Origin of the sequence: Clostridium sp. (assembly GCF_036660475.1) — a bacterium.
Classification (GTDB): Bacteria; Bacillota; Clostridia; order Clostridiales; family Clostridiaceae; genus Clostridium_J.
The window spans coordinates 1-20,427 of sequence record NZ_JAVXAO010000024.1; the positions used below are offsets into that span (position 1 = coordinate 1).

General features: G+C 30.0%; 16 protein-coding genes and 1 other annotated feature. Of the genes, 10 read left to right on the forward strand and 6 right to left on the reverse strand.

The genetic code is table 11. The features are described 5' to 3' along the window. Positions 1 to 354: 354 nt before the first annotated feature. The 3 genes from RSA29_RS18220 (at position 355) to RSA29_RS18230 (ending at position 2,958) form a co-directional block, all read left to right on the forward strand. Positions 355 to 1,368 carry a conserved phage C-terminal domain-containing protein gene (locus tag RSA29_RS18220; RefSeq protein ID WP_346944259.1) on the forward strand — a complete coding sequence of 338 codons (1,014 nt, stop codon included), beginning with the start codon at positions 355 to 357 and terminating at the stop codon, positions 1,366 to 1,368. 319 nt (positions 1,369 to 1,687) lie between these two features. After that, positions 1,688 to 2,479, forward strand: coding sequence for a GTP pyrophosphokinase family protein (locus RSA29_RS18225; protein ID WP_346933069.1), 792 nt, complete (start codon positions 1,688 to 1,690; stop codon positions 2,477 to 2,479). 62 nt (positions 2,480 to 2,541) lie between these two features. Beyond that, positions 2,542 to 2,958 (forward strand): carboxypeptidase-like regulatory domain-containing protein, encoded by a 417-nt coding sequence (locus RSA29_RS18230; protein WP_346944260.1) that lies wholly within the window; start codon positions 2,542 to 2,544, stop codon positions 2,956 to 2,958. Positions 2,959 to 3,060: 102 nt separating this feature from the next. On the opposite strand, the gene RSA29_RS18235 is transcribed toward RSA29_RS18230, so the two are convergent. Continuing rightward, positions 3,061 to 4,365, reverse strand: coding sequence for a helix-turn-helix transcriptional regulator (locus tag RSA29_RS18235; RefSeq protein ID WP_346944261.1), 1,305 nt, complete (start codon positions 4,363 to 4,365; stop codon positions 3,061 to 3,063). A gap of 365 nt (positions 4,366 to 4,730) precedes the next feature. On the opposite strand from RSA29_RS18235, the gene RSA29_RS18240 reads away from it, so the two are divergent. The 7 genes from RSA29_RS18240 (at position 4,731) to RSA29_RS18270 (ending at position 14,932) form a co-directional block, all read left to right on the forward strand. Further along, on the forward strand, positions 4,731 to 5,414 hold the full coding sequence (locus tag RSA29_RS18240; protein WP_346944262.1) for an ABC transporter ATP-binding protein: 684 nt from the start codon (positions 4,731 to 4,733) through the stop codon (positions 5,412 to 5,414). Then, the gene (locus RSA29_RS18245) at positions 5,411 to 7,897 is read left to right on the forward strand and encodes an FtsX-like permease family protein (RefSeq protein WP_346944263.1); all 2,487 of its coding nucleotides are present in this window, start codon (positions 5,411 to 5,413) and stop codon (positions 7,895 to 7,897) included. Before RSA29_RS18240 ends, RSA29_RS18245 begins: the two co-directional genes overlap by 4 nt. Positions 7,898 to 8,260: 363 nt before the next feature. Next, on the forward strand, positions 8,261 to 10,780 hold the full coding sequence (locus tag RSA29_RS18250) for an FtsX-like permease family protein (protein WP_346944264.1): 2,520 nt from the start codon (positions 8,261 to 8,263) through the stop codon (positions 10,778 to 10,780). 117 nt (positions 10,781 to 10,897) lie between these two features. Next, positions 10,898 to 11,575 (forward strand): ABC transporter ATP-binding protein, encoded by a 678-nt coding sequence (locus RSA29_RS18255; protein WP_346944265.1) that lies wholly within the window; start codon positions 10,898 to 10,900, stop codon positions 11,573 to 11,575. A 44-nt stretch (positions 11,576 to 11,619) separates the two neighbouring features. Beyond that, positions 11,620 to 12,531 carry an ABC transporter ATP-binding protein gene (locus RSA29_RS18260; protein WP_346944266.1) on the forward strand — a complete coding sequence of 304 codons (912 nt, stop codon included), beginning with the start codon at positions 11,620 to 11,622 and terminating at the stop codon, positions 12,529 to 12,531. Between the two features lies 1 nt (position 12,532). Further along, on the forward strand, positions 12,533 to 13,708 hold the full coding sequence (locus RSA29_RS18265; protein WP_346944267.1) for an ABC transporter permease: 1,176 nt from the start codon (positions 12,533 to 12,535) through the stop codon (positions 13,706 to 13,708). 12 nt (positions 13,709 to 13,720) lie between these two features. Then, positions 13,721 to 14,932 (forward strand): ABC transporter permease subunit, encoded by a 1,212-nt coding sequence (locus RSA29_RS18270; protein ID WP_346944268.1) that lies wholly within the window; start codon positions 13,721 to 13,723, stop codon positions 14,930 to 14,932. A 98-nt stretch (positions 14,933 to 15,030) separates the two neighbouring features. Here the strand turns inward: RSA29_RS18270 and leuS are convergent, their stop codons facing one another. From leuS to RSA29_RS18295, 5 genes are all read right to left on the reverse strand, one after another. Then, on the reverse strand, positions 15,031 to 17,469 hold the full coding sequence (gene leuS, locus RSA29_RS18275; protein WP_346944269.1) for a leucine--tRNA ligase: 2,439 nt from the start codon (positions 17,467 to 17,469) through the stop codon (positions 15,031 to 15,033). 54 nt (positions 17,470 to 17,523) lie between these two features. Then, positions 17,524 to 17,727 (reverse strand) — a binding site (T-box leader). A gap of 48 nt (positions 17,728 to 17,775) precedes the next feature. Then, positions 17,776 to 18,279, reverse strand: a complete 504-nt coding sequence (locus RSA29_RS18280) for a hypothetical protein (protein WP_346944270.1) — start codon at positions 18,277 to 18,279, stop codon at positions 17,776 to 17,778. Between the two features lie 21 nt (positions 18,280 to 18,300). Continuing rightward, entirely contained in the window at positions 18,301 to 18,915 is a 615-nt protein-coding gene (locus tag RSA29_RS18285) for a DnaJ domain-containing protein (protein ID WP_346944271.1), read from the reverse strand. Continuing rightward, a complete protein-coding gene (locus tag RSA29_RS18290; RefSeq protein WP_346944272.1) occupies positions 18,908 to 19,780 on the reverse strand; it encodes a DUF5685 family protein in 873 nt (290 codons plus the stop codon). The genes RSA29_RS18285 and RSA29_RS18290 overlap by 8 nt, the downstream gene beginning before the upstream one ends. Beyond that, positions 19,780 to 20,328 carry a CYTH domain-containing protein gene (locus RSA29_RS18295; RefSeq protein WP_346944273.1) on the reverse strand — a complete coding sequence of 183 codons (549 nt, stop codon included), beginning with the start codon at positions 20,326 to 20,328 and terminating at the stop codon, positions 19,780 to 19,782. Before RSA29_RS18295 ends, RSA29_RS18290 begins: the two co-directional genes overlap by 1 nt. Positions 20,329 to 20,427: the final 99 nt, after the last annotated feature.

The following is a 20,427-nucleotide window of genomic DNA, read 5'->3' on the forward strand; positions in this document are numbered from 1 at the left end:
ATGTTTTTATGTTTTTATGTTTTTATGTTTTTATGTTTTTATGTTTTTATGTTTTTATGTTCTTAGGGTATTCAAACCTTAGAGCCAACAGGGTTTGAGGCCTCTAGGTAAACTGCTAATTTTGGTGCTGTTTTTAATTTAAAATAGCACCAAAATTATTTTGTTTATCTTTAAAATTAGAAGTTCAAAAAAACTCCAACAATGAAATAAAACATAAGGCATCTTCAAAAATTTATAAAGTAGAAGAAAATTTAAAAATTATTTTGAAATAGGTGTAAATAAATTTCAAAATTGCATATATACTATTTGAATGGGTTTTGAGGGGATAAATACATATGGTAAGGGGAGATAGTAATGAAATATACAATTATGGGTTTTAGACAAGAGAAGTTAGTTCAGTTAGGTCTTGATACTATGGATGCAACGATACTTAGGTATTTTATTGATTTTAAAGAGTCTAAGGGAATGAAGGTTAAGATTGTAGATGGACAAGCTTATTATTGGATTCGATATGATGGAGTTTTGAGGGAGTTACCTATATTAAATATGAAAAAATGCACTGTGCAATCTAGATTTTTTAAATTAAGAGATGCAGGAGTACTTACTCACCAGGTTATAAGAGAAGGTGGTACGTATTCCTATTTTGGCATAGGTGAAAAATATATAGAGCTAATAACTAGTAGTGTAAATGTAGAAACGGAAAATATAGAAGATGAAAGAGTGGAAGATGAAAATATAAATCATGAAAGTAGTAATAAAGTAACAGTGGTTTCTGAAGATATAAATCATGAAAGCAGGAATAAGATAGAAGTAGTTTATGAAAATTTAAAGACACATAATAAGCTAAAGAGTATAGATGAAAACAAGGACAGTGTGGATGTGGATTACTATAGTGGAGATGGAAACCTTCAGGGTATGGATGGAAATCTTAAGGGGTATCAGTGTGAGTCCACAACAAATAATTCCTCTACTAAAGATTCCTCTATTAAATATAATAATAACCTTGCCTTTCTAAGGAAAGGGGCATTTGAGATAATAGATTATTTGAACTTGCAAACAGGAAAGAAGTTTAAAAGTGACACCAAGGTAACCATTAGTCTAATTAAGTCAAAGCTTCAAGATGGGTTCACAGTGGAGGATTTTAGAACTGTTATAGACAATATGAAAGCCAGGTGGACAGGCACTAAGTTCCAGGAATATTTAGCTCCAACAACCCTCTTTGGCAGTAAGTTTGAAACCTATTTAAACCAAGGGAAAGAAGTAGGGTGGAATGGGCTTAAACGTGGAAATGTTAGTATGGATAATGGGGAAGATAGGGAAGTGTTGAAGGAGAAGTTGATGAAGGCAATTTTGCTAGAGGATATGTGATTTTCTAATTTAAAATTAAAAATCAGAGGTTTAGAATTTAAAATTGAGGATTGGGTTGGAGTAGCAGGATGTTAATTTCATTCACATTAAATACCTAAGAGGGCCAGTTCTTTGTGTTTAAAATCAGATATCGAGAAGAACTTCAACAATGAAATAAAACATGACTCTATTCTAAAATTTCTAAAGTAGAGTAGATTTCAAAATTGTTTTTAAATAGGTGTAAAAATAATTGCATATCAACTTAACTAGCACAACACATCATCATATGTTATAATTAACTGTGAAAATAATACAATCGGTGAGCAAAGGGATGACATATATGGCTGTTATTGAATGGAAAAGTTTTTTAATTCCTTATGATCAAGCGGTAGAGGAGTTAAAGGTAAAGTTTAGAAGTATTAGAAGAGAACTTAGGAAAAAAAATGAATATTCACATATAGAGTTTGTAACAGGAAGAGTTAAGGAAGTTTCAAGCATACTTGAAAAGGCAAATAAATTTGATATACCTCTAGATCGAATTCAGTATGAGATGGAGGATATAGCTGGGCTTAGAATTATGTGCCAATTTGTTGATGATATTGATAAGGTGGTAAATATAATACGTGGTAGACGAGATATGCAAATAATCTATGAGAAGGATTATGTTACTAATGTTAAATCAAGTGGCTATAGAAGTTACCATATGATTATAAAATATCCTGTAAATATGTCAAATGGAATGTGTGAGGTGCTAGCAGAGTTTCAGATTAGAACCCTAGCTATGAACTTCTGGGCTACTGTGGAGCATTCACTAAACTATAAATATAAGCATGATATACCAGGAGATATTAGAATGAAGCTAAAGAATGCAGCGGATGCAGCTTTTAATCTAGATACGGAGATGCTTACAATAAAGGATGAAATTAAGGATGCACAGAAGCTTTTTGAGGTGAAATCTTCATTAGTAAGTAACATCGTTGAAAATATTCTAACATTATCTTCTCAAGGTAAGATTGGAGAGGCTTCAAGATTTACAGAAGAGTTAAATAAACTTTTAGAGGTTGGAGAAGTCTTTGAACTTACAAGCCTTTTAGAAGAAACTAAAAAAGTTCTTGATAGATACAACAGGTAGGTAACAAAATAATATATACCTCATATAATGACATATAACAATATTTGACTGAGGAATATAATATGAGTGAACAATTAATAAAAGTTAAGTCAACTACGTATGGAGATAAACACATAGATGCTATAGTTGAAACTGGTGATGATAAAAGAGCTGTTATCTATGGTAGGGTAATTGATAAAAATAACAAACCAGTAAGTGATGCAGTAGTGAAGTTGATTTTACTTCAGGACCATAATGATCCACTAAGCATTTTACCTATAACCCATACCTTTACTGATGAATATGGTCAATTTTTATTTGGACCATTACCGCCAAATCAAACATATTTAGTTAAGATATGGCATGACGATATATTTATTAAATCAGTGACTGTAAAAGAAAAGGCAACAAGACATAGTTGTATTACAATAAGAGAAACAGTGTCTTCAGAAGAACTTAAAAGAATAAAGAAATTACCAGTAAATCATAGTGGAAAATAAAAATCAGAGGAAATTAATCCTCTGATTTTTTTGTGTAGAAAATTTAAGTTAATATTATTATTTTTGTTATATGTTTTGTAATTTACATGAATAGGTTAAGAGTTAGCTTTTATTGAAATAAGAAAAATAATGTGGTGAGGTTATGTTAGGATGCATGTGGTTGTATTTTTGGTTTTCATGTAAAATTTTACATTCGGAAGATCTCATGTTATATTCATTGTTTCCACATATTTCAAACATATCAGCATAAGCTAGGGATAAATCTAAGTATTTATGAGTTTTATTTAAGGCGGTTAAACATTTATTGTAGCGACAACGGGAAGCAGTATAGTTACCAAAGATAAAATTTACTCTACCAAGTATAAAGTCATAATCTAGCTTTGTTTTATTTTTTAGATTCCTATAATTTATGTTTTTACTTTTATCTAAAATACTATTTATATTGTTAGTATTATAAAGAAAGTTAAGTTCTAATACTTTATATCTTTCTATAAGTCTATCATCTCTATAATTTTCAAATAAAAATTTTAGGAGGTTATCACAATCTTTAGTATTATTACTGTATAGGTAAGAGTTAAATAAATTTATGTAACACTCTCCTGATTCAAGAATATCATCAATATAGTTATAAAAAAATATAGATTTTTTTATGTGTTCTGTAGATTTGCCATAATTTTTTGAAGAAAAATAAGCTATGCTAAGATTAAGATGTATAGAGGATAGTACTGTAAGTGAGCTTACCTTAAAGTTATTTTTCAAGAGGTCTTCAAGGAACGATATAACTTTTTCATAATCCTCACTATATAAATAATAAGCGCTTATATTATTGATTATAATAAAGTAAATTTCACATTTTTTCTTATTATATAAATTTAGATAATTCAAAGGTTTTTCCAAGTAGACTAAATTATCATTATCGCTAAAACTTTTGATTTTGATTTTTCTTAAGGAGTTAAGAGCAATACATAAATTTTCTACATTAGTGAGCTTGTCATTCTCACACAGTTTATTAAATAAATCTTCACATTTATTTAGGTGGTTTTCTGCCTCATCTTTCAACTCAATTTTATAATAACTCATCCCTAGATAATAGTGTGTTATAAAATCAAAAGGTTTAATTTCTTCTATTATATTAAAATACTTTTCATTGTTATATAAATCCTCAATATATATATTACTTTTATTAGAACATAGAAATAACTCTTCAGCATAATCTTCTTTTAGTAAGTCAGTTACGCTTGTCTTCAATTTGGATGATATATGTTCTAATTGAGAAATTGAAGGCGAGAGGTTACCATTTTCAATTTTACTAAGTGAAGTGCGGTTTAAAATACTGCAACTTAAATCTTCTTGAGTAAGTTTAGCTAACTTCCTTAAAGTTTTAATTTTATATCCAAGTTTATTCATATAATACCTCTTTCATAGTAAATTTTCACAAATGTTCTATAAAAGAACAACTTATTAAAACAAATTAAGTTATGTAGAAAAAATAAGGAATTAATATATGCTTATTATATAATTTAGTATAACATAATGAAGCATTTAATCTCAATATTTTACAAAACATCAAATTACATGTAAAATTAGTTCTATAAGTATGAGTTAGTTGAAAGAAATGAGTAAAGCAGAAAAATGCACTTTATTATTGCTAATTATGATTTCGCTACTATCTATGAATGTTTTAGAGGATAAGCCACCCATTGACATGGAATTAGAAAACATTTATATAAAATAATAATTTCAAAAATAGATTTAATAGGAGCTGAATAACTATGATTTTGCTGAGAACAAATAATTTAACTAAAAATTATGGTGTTAAAGAAACTTTAGTTAAAGCATTAAAACCAACTAACATTGAAGTAGGACAAGGTGAGTTTATAGCTATTGTGGGACCTAGTGGTTCAGGTAAGAGTACCTTACTTCATCTTTTAGCTGGAATTGATAAGCCATCTTCAGGACAAGTGTTTATAAATGATAAAGATATTTATTCAATGAGTGAAAAGGAAATTTCAAGATATAGAAGAAAAAATATAGGGTTTATATTTCAAGCATTTAACTTACTTCCCATTCTCTCTGCAGAGGAAAATATAAAATTACCTGTACTTATGGATGGAAAGAGTGTAGATGAAGAGTATATAGCAGAACTTATGAATGTTCTTGATATAAATGAACGGCGAAGTCATCTTCCGGGAGAGTTATCGGGAGGGCAACAGCAAAGAGTATCAATAGCAAGAGCGTTGGCTAACAAACCATCAATAATATTTGCCGATGAGCCTACAGGAAATTTAGATAGTAAGAATAGTAAAGAGGTGTTAGAACTTTTAAAGAAAACTATAAAAAGTTATAATCAAACATTAATAATGATTACCCATGATAATAATATAGCTGCTATGTCAGATAGAATTATAACTATTTCAGATGGAATAATTACTGATGACAAGAAGGTGGAGTTGTGAAGAGTTTCTGGGGAATAGTACCAAGGTATATCATAAAAAACAAGAAAAGAGTAATGTCTATAGCGGTAGGAATAGTTCTATCTATAACTTTAATTATGTCACTAGCTATAATGAAAGAATCTTTTATTAAGACTTTAATTCAGAACCAAAAGAATTGGCTAGGTGCATATTATGATATCGAGATTAATACATCAGATAATAAAGATTTAGATAAATTGAAGGAAGATGAAGTTGTAGATGATTTAGCTACAATACTACCACTTGGAAGTTTAAAACTAGAAAATACAAAGTATTCTATTGCTATTAAAGGCTATGATGATAATATTACTGATTTTATGAATGTTAAATTCAAAGAAGGACGTAAACCTAATTCGGATAATGAAATAGCGTTAGAACAATGGATTTTAGATTATCTTCCTAATGAGTATAATGTGGGTGATAAAATTAAACTTAAATATAAGCTAGAATACATATCAAAAGAGGAAGCAGAGGAAGTGGAAAGTGAATTTACATTAGTTGGTGTGTTTGAATATAAATCCATTTTAACGGATAATAGCCCAGTGGCTAATGGATGGGTAACTAGAGAATTTTCTGAGAAACAACTAAAAAATAAGAAAATAACATATGGTGGTTTTATAAATTTAGACCCTCAGTATTCAATAAATAAAGGTAATATAATACTAAGTAGCAATAGTACGTATTATAACATTGACTTCAAAGAGAATAATGAAAAAATATTATTATTAGGAGGAGTTAAAACTTTAAATATAGTATGTTATATTTTATTTGTTATTTTTGGAATGGTTGTAAGTATAAATATTTACAATGTATTTGCCGTATCTGTGATGGAAAGAAAAAAGCAATTTGGAATTCTACGGGCCCTAGGGGCATCACCAAATAAAATAAAAGCTTTAGTGATGATAGAAGGAATAATTATTGGAATTATTTTTATACCTATAGGGATAATTGTTGGGAATACGGTTGTAAAATCAATGATGATATATTTAAAGTATGAGACACTATCTAGTTTGATAGTTATGCCAAAAGCAGGAGTAATAGCTTCAGTTGTTATAGGATTATTTGCAGTTATTATAGGAACCTATTTCCCATCAAATAAAGCAGCTAAAGTATCTCCAATGGAAGCTATAAATGAAAGTGGGAATGTAAATTTAAAAAGAGATAAGATTACAGTTGATAATTTTAAAATCAATGGTAAAAGCATTCAATTCTCAAATATAATGGCAGTTATAAATATTAAAAGAAATAAGAAGAAGTTTATAACCTCAATAATATCATTGAGTATGACAATACTATTACTTATGTCAGCATATTATTTGATAAAGCAAGCAGATCCTACTGAAAAATTTAAAAAAAGTTATGGGAATTCAGATTTCAAAATTACATCCAATAATGATGCAGGATTAAGCGTACAGGACATAGATAAACTAAGTACTGTAGATGGTGTAAGTATTATTTCAAAAGTTAAATCTCAAGTTACAAATATATATGTAGATAAAGAAATGGTAACCTCGGATGGATTAAGCTATTTAAAAGCAAAAAGTAAAAAGAGTGAAACACAAAGAGATGCATTTGAAAAAGGAATATATAATTTTGACACCATGCTCTATGCATATGACAAAAGCGCATTAGAAAATATTAGGGGTAAAGTTATAGAAGGAAGTATAGATAATTTTAATAATGAACCTACATTAATTATTGCTCAAAATTTAAATAACCACAATTATACAAATATCAAGGTCGGTGATAATATAGAGCTATATTTTGAAAAATATGGTGATAATGGTGAAAAAATAGGTGCTTCTAGCCAAGATTTTAAGGTAGGAGCATTGCTCGATGATACAAAATTTCAAATTTCAGATGGACGTATTAGTGTTTCAATTATCATTAGTGATGAGTTGGCAACTAAATATTTAGATATGAATGGATATCATTTAATTAATATGACCATTGATGATGGTGTGAAATATGAAGAATCATATAACAACTTAAAAATAGCTTTGGGGAAAATAAGAGAAGCCAATATAAAATCATTTAAGGAAGAGTATGAAGAAATTAAACTTCAAAATACTCAGCTAAGTTTCATATTATATAGCTTTATATTTATAGTAGCTGTTGTAAGTATGATTAATTTAATAAATATTATGAAGATGAATATTATAATGAGAAGCAAAGAGGTAGGAATGTTGAGGGCCATAGGGTTTGGCTGCGATGAAATAAAACAGATGATTATGGTTGAAGGTATTTTATATGGTGTTCTAGCAAGTATATTAGGATGTACATCAGGTACATTAGTAACTTACTTTATATATATAATATCTAGAAATTCAACATGGACTTTTCCGATTGTAATAATACTAATTATAAGTACGATAACTATTATAGTTACAACAATATCGTCCATGATTTCAGGTAGACAATTATTTAGAGCTACGATAGTGGATTCTATTAGAAGTGTGGAATAATCAATAGTACAGACGATACAAGCTGCAAGTATATCATCAGAATGAAGTTTTTAACCACTTAGTAATGTTGGTTTATTTTTGAAAAAGCATTAGTGAAAATGAACGAAATATTTCAGGCTGAAGTGTAGCAGGTCTATAAGAAATTGCTGATATTCAGCATAAGAAGTCCAATTTTTAAACATAGAACGACCCTCCTAAAAAATGTTGTTTACAGGGATGATGACTCCAAATTTCTATATGCTTGTCAAGTGTTTTATGTGAAAAAAGTGGGGGAAGTTATAAAAATAAAGTTAATAAAATGGAGTAATCACAGGAACTAACGAGTTTCTGTGAGAGCTCTAATAGAATATAGGGGGGAGTTTCATGAAAAGCTTTTGGGCTATTATTCCTAGATATATCATAAAGAATAAAAAGAGAGTTGTATTCATAGCGTTAGGAATAATGCTTTCTATGGCGCTTATAGTATCTTTAAGTACTATATCTGGTGCATTAAAAGAATCAATATATCAAAAAATGGTGGATGACTCAGGGGGAGTATATGATATTGATTTATATACTAGAGGCTTTTTAAATTTTGAAAGGTTGAAAGAGGATGATGTAGTAGAAGATATTACAGCGGTAATACCTATTGGTAGGTATGAAGTTCCTGACACAGAAAATGTGTTAGAGATATCATCTTATGAAAATAATGTAACGGATATACTAAATTTTGAACTGATTGAAGGCAGGTATCCAGAAAAGAATAATGAAATTGCTATAGAGAAATGGATATTAGATTTATTGCCACAAAAATACAATATAGGAGATAAGATAACAATTCCATATACAACTACGTATAGGGGAAGAAACACTGAATTTTACTATAAAAAAGGAGAATCACAATTTGTTATTACTGGACTTTTTAAGAATACATTTAGAGATTATTATGCACCTAATGAGGGGAAGGCATATATAACACCTGAGTATGCAAGTGAACTATTGAGAAGTAATGGGATAACTACTCAGGAGGCAGAGGCTAGGGCATACATTACTATAAAATCAGGATATTCAGCTGAAACAGCAGTAGAGAAATTGGTGGATGGAGATTATAGTGAAGGTGATTTCACTTTGAATTATTCTAAGTTAGATTTAGAAAATCAATATAAGAAATATGATTCTATAATATATTTTATATTTGTTATTTTAGTGATTATTTCTAGTATTATTATCTATAATATTTTTAATGTAAGTGTGTCAGAGAGAACGAAAGAAATTGGAATGTTAAGAGCGGTTGGTTGCCCGCCTTGGAAGATAAAGATAATGATTTTAGGAGAAGGATTTTTAATGGCAGTTGTATTTATACCATTGGGAATCTTGTTTGGTAATTGGATAACGAGAATTGTTATAAGAATATCTACGGGAATAGATAACCTAGGATCAATTCTTAGTATAGAACCTAGAATATTAATTATAGCAATTAGTATAGGATTAATGACGATATTAATAGGATCATACTTCCCAGCAAGAAAAGCATCGAAAATATCACCATTAAAGGCAATTTCAGGTAGTAATAATTTGGAATTAGAGGGAAGCAAAATAAAGGTATCATTAGATGATAATAGTTTTATTTTGAAGTGGGTTGGATTTGAAAGTCATATGTCATATGTAAATATAAGCAGAAATAAGAAAAAATTTATAACTACGTCCTTATCCTTAATTATAACCATAACTATGTTTATAGTTATAAATTATATAATAGGGTGCACAAATCCAGTGGCCGTATTTAAAGATAACTTTGGAGCAGATTTTAAATTGAATTCTGAAATGGGGATAGTGGAAGAACGGATAAGTTCAATTCCAGGAATAAATATAATTTTAAGACAAAAGGAAAGAAGTAGTTCAATAGAGTTTCCAAAGGATATGTTTACGGATGAAGGTATAAAACATTTGGAAAATGAAGCTAAAATGGGTGGATTTCTCAATCAATTAATTGAGCAAAATAGGTATGAACTCGGAATTAGAAGTTACGGGTACTGTGATGAGGATTTAGAAAAATTAAAGGAATATATTATTGAAGGTGAAATAAATATAGATATGATGAAAAAAGAAAAAGTTTTGATTATTTCACAGGGATTAAATGGACATAATTATACTAATATTAAGGTTGGAGATGAACTGCAGATACAGTGTGCAAAATTTAATTCAGCAGGAACATTTTTAGGAATTGGATATCCAGAATTTGTAGTAGGCGCTATTGTTAGTGAGGATGCATTCAATACTTTAGATAACAAAGATTCAGTTATGGCTATTATGAGTGAGGAAACCATGATGAATTATATGAATGTATATGGATATCAACATTTAAATGTTGAGTTAAAGGCTGGTGCTGACTATGAAGAAACTGAGAATCTAATACGAGAAACTTTAAGTGAAGAAAGAGATGTAAGAATAGTTTCATATAAGGAAGAATTGGCCAAAGTTAGAAGGAATAATATTCAAATAGTATTTGCTATGTATACCATAGTAATAGTTGTAGCTATAGTAAGTATAATTAACCTGATAAATATCATGAATATGAGTGCTATTATGAGAAAAAGAGAGTTTGGATTTATGAGAGCTATGGGACTCAGTGAAAAGCAAGTCAAGAAGATTATAAGAAGAGAAGGGGTAATATATGGGGTAGTGTCAGGTGGTGTTGCAGCAGTACTTGGAACTATAATATCCATAATAATTGCTTCAAAATCAAAGGTATTATTTGGACAAGAAATAACTTGGACATTGCCAATTATTAATATAGCAGGAACCTTTATTGTAACTATATTAATTACAATACTATCTTCAGTACTTCCATCAAGAAGTCTCTTTAATTCTAGTATTATTGAAAGTATAAGAGATGTTGATTAATTGTAAGGAAAAATTATTATTAAAGGTTACTTATTTATATATTATAAGAAAGAATTTTATTAAAACAATTTATTAAATATGCATCTAGAAGAAGAATATTAGAATGGGGGTTAATACATGGAATTATTAAGAACTGAGGGGCTTAGCAAAGTTTATGGAAGTAGGGATACTCAAGTTACAGCGCTAAAACCTACTAATTTAGTTATAAATCAAGGGGAATTTACAGCCATAATAGGACCAAGTGGTTCGGGGAAGAGTACTCTTCTACATCTATTAGCGGCACTTGATAGACCTTCAAGTGGAAAAGTATTTGTAAATAATAAAGATATATATGCTATGAATGAAAATGAGTTATCAGCATTTCGTAGAAGGAATATAGGATTTATATTTCAAGCTTTTAACCTAATGCCTATATTATCAGTAGAGGAGAATATTAAGTTACCACTACTTATGGATGGAAAGAAAGTTGATAAAGCTCATATTAGAGAAATTATGAAAACTTTAGATATAGAAGATAGAGCAAAGCATTTGCCGGGAGAACTATCAGGTGGACAACAACAGAGAACTTCAATTGCTAGAGCATTAGCAAATAAGCCTTCAATTATTTTTGCGGATGAACCTACAGGAAATTTAGATAGCAAAAATAGTAATGAGGTATTAGAGTTACTCACAACATCTATAAAAAAATATAATCAAACCTTAGTAATGATAACCCATGACAAGGAGATAGCAAATAGGGCAGATAGAATTATAACTCTATTTGATGGTGGAATTGTAGAGGATATAAGTATATAATACTATAAATAGGAAAATTAACTATATTATGGGAGGGTGATTTTATGTCTACAATTTTAAGGTTGGATAAAGTCTATAAATCTTATGGAAAAGTTCAGGTTATAAAGGGTATAAGCTTTGAGGTTAATGAAGGAGAAATTTATGGTTTCTTAGGTGCTAATGGTTCTGGTAAAACTACTACGATTAGAATGATTACAGGACTTATAAAGCCGGACAAGGGAAATGTATATATTAATGGATATGATGTCCAAAAGCAGTTTGTTAAGGCTGTGGATTCTATGGGATGCATAGTGGAAAATCCAGATTTGTATGAAGATTTCACAGGACGCCAGAATTTAAATATCTTTGCAAAGCTTTATGGTAATGTAGACAAAAAAAGAATAGATGAAGTTATTGAAGTTATAGGACTTAAGGATAGAATTGATGATAAGGTTAAAAAGTATTCCTTGGGAATGAAGCAAAGACTTGGACTTGGTCAAGCATTACTTCCAAATCCAAGGTTATTAATCTTAGATGAGCCTACTAATGGACTAGATCCTATAGGTATAGTAGACTTTAGAAAAATTATAAGAGATTTAGTGGAAAAGCATAAAACGGCGGTATTTATATCATCACATATCCTTGCAGAGATAGAACAGCTTTGCACTAGAGTGGCTTTTATTGATAAGGGAGAAATAATATCAGTTGAGGATACAAAGAATCTTAAATATAAGAATATCGAGAGTATTTCCATTAAGGTATCAGACAACAATAAAGCAATAGAGGCTCTAAAGGATATTGATTTTATTAAAAATGTTATAGATAAAGGCGATATGTTACTACTAACTTGTGAGAAAAATTGTTTTCCAATGCTTATAAATGTTTTAACAACAAAGGGCATAGAAATACTTGATATATGTAAAGTTCAACAAAACTTAGAGGATAGATTTATGGAAATTGCTAGAGGGGGAGAGTAAGTTGAAACTTTTTCAGGTAGAATTATTTAAACTAGTTAAAAGTAAAAAATATCTTATTTTCTGTTTAGCAATAATAATGTTGATGGCACTTAAAACAAATATGGTATATGATTATACGCAAAATCAACGCCCGGAAGTTAAACTAGCAAACAATGAAATTTTACTTGTAGACTACAAAGCAAAGCTCAGGGAGGAGGATATCAGCGAAGAGAATAAAGCAAAATATGAAGCTGATATAAAGCGGATTGAAGAAGAAAATGAGGAACTTAGAGAAGAAATTAAAAATCCAAATTATAATTGGAGAGATAAGTTAGTTAAAAAGAATAAATCATTAGAAGTAAAGAAAGAACAAGCAGAGGTGTTGCTAAAATATAATGAAGTTGAACATATTAATGGCGAGATTTTAGTAAATAATCATCTGTTAGAAAATGATATTGAGCCAAGGAAACCTTATGAAGTTTATTCATTTATAGACATGGGTGAAATTATATCCTTTATAAGTCTGCTATTTTTGCCAGTTATGGTAATGGTATTAGGACATGATTCAATAAGCGGGGAAATTCAATTTTCTACGATAAAATTATTAGCAACAAAACCAATTAAAAGAGGAAAGATAATTTTAACCAAATTTCTATCTTTATTTTTTATAACTACTGTAACATTAATCCTATTAGAATCAGTAATGTTATTAATTCTAGGTGTCATTTTCAATAGGGGAAATCCTGCCTATCCAATTTTAGTAGGTACAACCTATGGTGTAGATGGGTTAGGTAGTATATCAGCAATAAAGAATAGTACCTATATAATTACTGCATATAGTTATTTAATAAAAACAGTTATACTGCAAGTTATTTATGTATTTACAGCTGCTAGTTTTAGTATATTAATTTCTACTTTTTGTGTATCAAATGGCATGAGTTTAATGGTGAGTTCTATAGCCATGGTTTTATTTAATGCAATTACCTTCGTTATGCCACAAAAGGGGCTTTCCTTTATATATCCATACTTATTTACATCCTATGGCATTGGGGGAGATGTAATAAATGGTAAGATAAATTTATTATTAAACACCACTAAAATCAATATAGGAACTGGTTTAATTATATGTTTAATATGGGGTCTTATATTTATAGGGATAGCCTATAGAAGGTTTGTAAATAAGGATATTGTGGTATAGGGGGGAGTTACTATGATTAAGTTAATAGAAATAGAATTTGAGAAGTTTATTAAAAGGAAAAGTTTTTATATAGCGCTAATACTATTTACTATAATTTTTATTGTATCTATGGTCATATATACGTATCGTGGAGTTAAGGTTATGGATCCACAACATTATATTGATAACCTAAAAAAACAGATTAATCAATATGAGGAACAAAAGGTTGCCAGTGATAAGAAGTATATTAAAACGTATGAAAAGTTTATTAATGACTTAAAGCTTGAGGTAAACAATCTTGAAATAATGCAAGATGAAAGTATTCCATGGGAAGAAAAGGTCCAAATTGATATAGAATTTTCAAGGGATAAAACAAAGAGGTTCAAGGAGATACCTAGCATAGTTGAAGATGAAAGGAGTAATATACTTTTAAAGGAGTATTATCTAGAAAATAATATACCCTATGATTACAGCAATAAATTAGAGGCTTTTGATTTAATACCAGATATGTTGTTTTCTGTTGGATTTTTAGGTTTGTTTATTATAGTAGGAGTAATGGTAGTTGACGTAGTTGCAGGAGAAAATAAACCTGCTACAATAAAATTTTTAGTCACTAAACCAATAGAACGATGGAAAATTATATTTGCAAAATTCTTAGTATCTGTTGTGGTTATAAATATACTTATACTTGTTTTTGAGGCTATATATTTTATTATACTTGGGTTTATATTTGGATTTGGAGATCCATCACTTCCAGTACTTGCAGAAACTACGTATACATCGGTAGCACCAGCTTATATAAATGATTTAAAGGCAATAACAAAGCCTATACTAGGAAGCACAGTACTAATTAGTCAAGGAACATTAATAGTAAAAGTACTAATTATTCAAGGGCTGGGAATTACAGCATGTATTTCATTTTGTTTATTATGCTCAACTATAATAGAAAATGCAGGAATAGCTACAGGAGTAGCGATAACTTCTATAGTTTTAACCCAGGGTATAACATTACAGCGATTTACAAATATGAATTATCTAGAAAAATCCAGTTCCATAAACAAGGTATTACCATTTCTATTTCCTAGTTATTATGATTGTAGGGGAGTAGTTAGTGGGAAAATGAATGAAGTGTTAGGAGTAACTTTTATAAACTTTAATTTTGTCGTTATGGTTATGTTAGGTTGGATTGTTATATGTTATGGAATTAGTCATATGATATTTGTAAAGAAGGATATAACAGCGTAGTACTGTTAAGAATATTTTATTAAACTATTTAAATAGGACTTCATATTATCTCTGTAAAGATAATATGAAGTCCTTATTAGTTTTTACTTAAAAACAGGCTAGTTAGCAACTATATTTACAAGTCTTCCTTTTATAACTATAACTTTTCTAACTGTTTTTCCTTCGATAGTAGCTTTAATTGTTTCATCATTTAAAGCTGCTTCTTTTATTTCATCTTCAGAAGATGATGTTGAGATGTTTATTTTAGATTTAATTTTACCATTAACTTGGATAGCGATTTCAACTTCATCTTTAACTAGAGCGGCTGGGTTAAATACAGGCCACTGCTGATTAAATACTGAATATCCCATTCCAAGGTTTTCCCATTGTTCTTCACTAAAGTGAGGAGCAAATGGAGCAAGAAGTTTAATGTAATCAACTAATACTTCTTTTAAGAAGGTAGTGTTCTTAACTTCTTCGTTTAGATATTTATGAAGTGCATTTGTAAGCTCCATAAGTCTTGCAATGGCAGTGTTGAATTGAAGCTTTTCAGAATCTTCACTAACACCTTTAATTGCAAAGTGTCTCCAATAGTTAAGCTCTTTTTCAGCAGCATCCATAGTATCTTTAGCAGTTTTCTTGCAGTTGATTTCAGCAATAGATGAATCAAGAGTTCTTTCAATTCTATCTACAAATCTACCTATAGATTTTAGACCGTCATCACTCCAAGCTCCACCATCAATGTAACCAAAGCCAAACATTAGATACATTCTAAATACATCAGCACCATACTCTTTGATATAGTCATCAGGTGAGATTGTATTTCCTTTAGATTTACTCATTTTTTGTCCGTCAGGTCCTAGGATTAATCCTTGGTGAGTTAATGATAAAAATGGCTCATCAAAGTTTAAAAGTCCCATATCTCTAAGTGCTTTAGTTATAAATCTAGCATATAGAAGGTGCATACAAGCATGCTCAGGGCCTCCTACATATTTATCAACAGGAAGCATTTGATTTATTAAATCAGTGTTAAATGCCTCTTCAGTGTTCTTATTATCTGCATATCTTAAATAGTAGAATGAAGAACAAACAAAGGTGTCTAAAGTATCGGCATCACGTTGTGCATGGCCTCCACATGTAGGACAAGTTGTGTTCATAAATTCATCGCAGTTTGCAAGAGGTGATTTACCGTCTGGTGCAAATTCTACGTTATATGGAAGCTCTAGTGGAAGTTGTGATTCAGGTACTGGAACAGTTCCACATTTATCACAATGAATCATTGGAATTGGAGCACCCCAGTATCTTTGTCTTGAAACTAACCAGTCACGTAATCTGTAGTTAACTTTCTTTTGACCAAGACCTAATTTTTCAAGTTCAGAAACTACTGCATCCTTAGCTTCTTCACCCTTAAGTCCATCGAACTTAGAACTGTTAACCATTGGACCATATTCAGTAAATGGAAGAGCATCTCCACCCTCAATAACTCTTTCTATTGGAAGATTATACTTTTGTGCAAAAGTATAGTCTCTATCATCATGAGCTGGAACTGCCATAACTGCACCAGTACCATAGGTATTAAGTACATAGTCTCCAACCCAGATTGGAATAACACGGTTGTTTATTGGGTTTATAGCATAAGAACCAGTGAATACTCCAGTTTTTTCTCTAGAGATAGATTGTCTTTCTATATCAGTTTGCTTTGAAGAAGCTTCTCTATAGGCTTCAACAGCAGCTTTATTTTCGCTTATAGTAAGTTTATCTACTAATTCATTTTCAGGAGCAAGAACAACGTAGCTAACTCCAAATAAAGTATCAACCCTTGTAGTAAAGGTACTAAATTCAATATCAGAATCCTTAACTTTGAAAGTTACTTCAGAACCTGTAGATCTACCTATCCAATGTTTTTGCATTGACTTAGTTTTTTCAGGCCAATCTAAAGTATCAAGTTTTTCTAAAAGTTCATCTGCATAGTCAGTAATCTTAAGGAACCATTGTGTTAAGTTCTTCTTAGTTACTTCAGTTTCACATCTCTCACAAACCCCATCTACTACTTGCTCATTTGCAAGTACAGTGTTACAGCTAGGGCACCAGTTTACTGGAGCATTCTTTCTGTATGCAAGACCTTTATCATAAAGTTTTAAGAATAACCATTGAGTCCATTTATAGTAGTCAGGTCTACAAGTTACAACTTCATTTTCCCAGTTAAACATTGCTCCCATAGCCTTAAGTTGTTTTTCCATAGTCTCAATGTTTTTATCAGTAGAATCCTTAGGATGAACTCCAGTTTTTATTGCATAGTTTTCTGCTGGAAGTCCAAAAGCATCGAAGCCCATTGGTTGGAATACGTTATATCCTTGCATTCTCTTCATTCTAGCCCATGAATCTACAGGTCCGTAGTTAAACCAGTGACCAGCATGAAGTTGGCTTCCTGAAGGATAAGAGAACATCTCAAGAACGTATAGTTTTTTATCCATTCTATTTTCATCAAATTTATATAACTGTGTTTCTTCCCATTTGTCTTGCCACTTTTTATCCGTAGCAGTTCCATATTTAGCCATAATAATCCTCCTAATTAATACATAATCAAATAAAAAAAAGCCCTCATCTCTATACAAAGAGACGAAAGCTTGTAATTCCGCGGTACCACTCTATTTAGACCATAAAGGTCTCACTTAATAAGATAACGGGTTAATCCGTACTTGATTTTGTCAAGTAAACTCATAGGTAAGTTCATATAACTTTATTGTTACATCACACCATGCTGTAACTCTCTGAAAATAAAGGATTATATTAATACTCCTAATCACTGTAATGATTTATTAAGTTTTTTAAAATTATACATTATATCTATGGTATATGTCAAGTTATTTAAATCTCTTATTTTTTACACTATTAACGAAAACCGTCAGTACATAGTCAAATACAAAGAAAGCCACATTGCCACCAATAATTACCATTATAATAGAAACCTCTAAATTTATAGTTGGCATAAAGAATTGTTTATATAGAATAAAACACATTAAAGTAACAACATTAAAATATATAATCTTTAATATTAATTCTATAAAAGTATTTCTACGCTTCTCTATGAAAAGTTTAAATATACCATAGGGCCCAAAGATTATAGTGTATAAAAGCCAAAGGGTTTTATCGGGTATAATAAAGTATGCTAGGATTGATGAGGCTGCATATACCATTATGCTGGTTTTAACATCACTTATAATTATAGCAAGTGGTATAATTGCAGAAGTTAATCCTAGTAAAAATAAAGTATTAAAGGTTATAAAATTTGCAGCATATAATATAATAAGGGTCAAAGCAATAAGAATGCCGCCCCGTGCTATATTAGAGGCCTTAGTATTTTTCATATAAACCTCCTTTTAAGATGCCTAACAACAGCTAATACAATCTCCACCCATACATTCGCAACAAGTATCTAACATCCAAAGATTCATACAGGTACCACACATATCGTTGGAACTATTTCTTTGTCCGTAATAGGTGTTTCTATAAGATGCTTGTGTATTATTTAATTGGTTGGCCATTTGTTTATATTCAAAGTTGTTTGGATCCATTCTACAAGCTGTATTTATTAAATTATTGGCACTGTCATACCAACCTTTTCTATGATGTACAACTCCCATTAAAAAGTTCCACTCGGCACTTCTATTGGAGATGGCATTAAGCTTGGCTTCTGCACCACCAATATTTCCTCTATTGATATCCATTCTAACTGCTTGAAGAGATGGATCATTATAGTTATTAGAGTTTCCACTATAATTTGATGAACCACCATAGTTTCCATTAGAGTTAGAAGAAGATTTTTTAGATAGAGTATCATAGGCCTCGTTTATCTCTCTAAGTTTTTCTTCAGCTAAGTCTTTAAGTGGGTTATTCTCATACTTGTCTGGATGGTACTGTTTTACTAGCTCTCTGTAAGCTTTTTTTATCTCGTCTGGAGAGGCATTTTCTTTAACTCCAAGTACTTCATAAGGATTATTCATGTTTCTTGTCACTCCTTGATTTTATAGTTTCTATTTTATTCATAAGGCCTAGTTGTAATATATTAAACAACAGGTCCTTGTTCTTTTCTAAGGGAAGTCTCTCTAAGGCTTCCACTGTGGCATTGGCACTCATTAAAAGATTGAATTCAATTCTATCTTGTTGCTCTAAAATTAAATCCTCATAACTTAGATTTGAAGTGTTAAAGGCTTTATTTATAGCATTAAACTTATTCTTAGACATGTCATCTTTTAAGTCATCATAGGCATCTATTATATAAATCCATCTTCCTAGGTTATATCCAAGTTGATACAAGTCACCATGAAAATCTTTATCCTTATAATAATATGATATGATGAATCCTGTTAAAGATGCAAAACTATCACTAAGTTCATCAATAGAAATATGATTTTCTGATTTTTCAAGTATACCTAAAGTTTTTATATTTTCTTCTATATTACTTAGTAGAGGAGATAAATCAGAATCCTTAGTATTTAAAAATCTTTTAATGTATAGGGAGATTAATTTTTTATTTAGAGCATTATCATCCTCATAATCGTCTAAGAGTTTATAATAAACTAGGGCTACATTGCAAAAGCTTGCATAATCCAGAGCCTTATTATTTATAACCTTAGGCTTTTTTTTCATGGGATGAGCCATGCATTTACTAACTATATATTCATGTTTGTTATCTTCTAAACTATCTAGAAGTATTCCTAAAAAGGTCATATCATAGTTTAATGACATTCTACATAGGTTAGAAAAATTATCTTTAATAGATATGCAAAGTCCACAGTAGTAGGCTTTAAACATCTCATAGTCTTTTATTTTTAGTTCTAGTTTATAGGGCGTTACATAACCAAACATTATACTCCTTTAATTGATCCTTCTTTATTTAAAATTTCAAATATAGTCTGAGAGGTTGTGTCCTCCATGGTATATCCAAGAAGTGATACAATTTCCTTAATTTCTTCCTCATCCATAGATTCAATTTCTAGGTATGGAAAAGGACAAAAGTTTTTATCATTTATATCAATTTCAACAAGAGAATTTTTATACTTATAACTTTCTCTATGTTTTTTTATTGACTCTACTAGTTCTAGTCCAAGAGCGGCGAAAATTTGAGCACCAACAATAGCATCATCTATTATGACTTCGTTTTCTTCCATGACTTTATATTTATCTTGGCTTAGAAGCTTTTTTGTAGTCATATAATTTACTACTATGTTTTGTAGGTTGTCTTCTACAACTCTAATTCTAGCATAACCTTTTTTATTTAAAAGTCTTCTATCAGGAAAATCATAGAGGTTGTTAACTTGATTTTCATCTTTGACTTTTTCACAACCAAGACTAAGTAATTTAGTTTTTATTTCTTCTACATTTATTCTTAAGATTCTAGTTTCTATTTCCTTCAAGGATAACACCCCTTTTTATTTACTGATGTAATTATATCCTATGTTAAAGATTATAACAAATTTTATTGATATTGTTAAAAGAAAATATATAATTGTTAA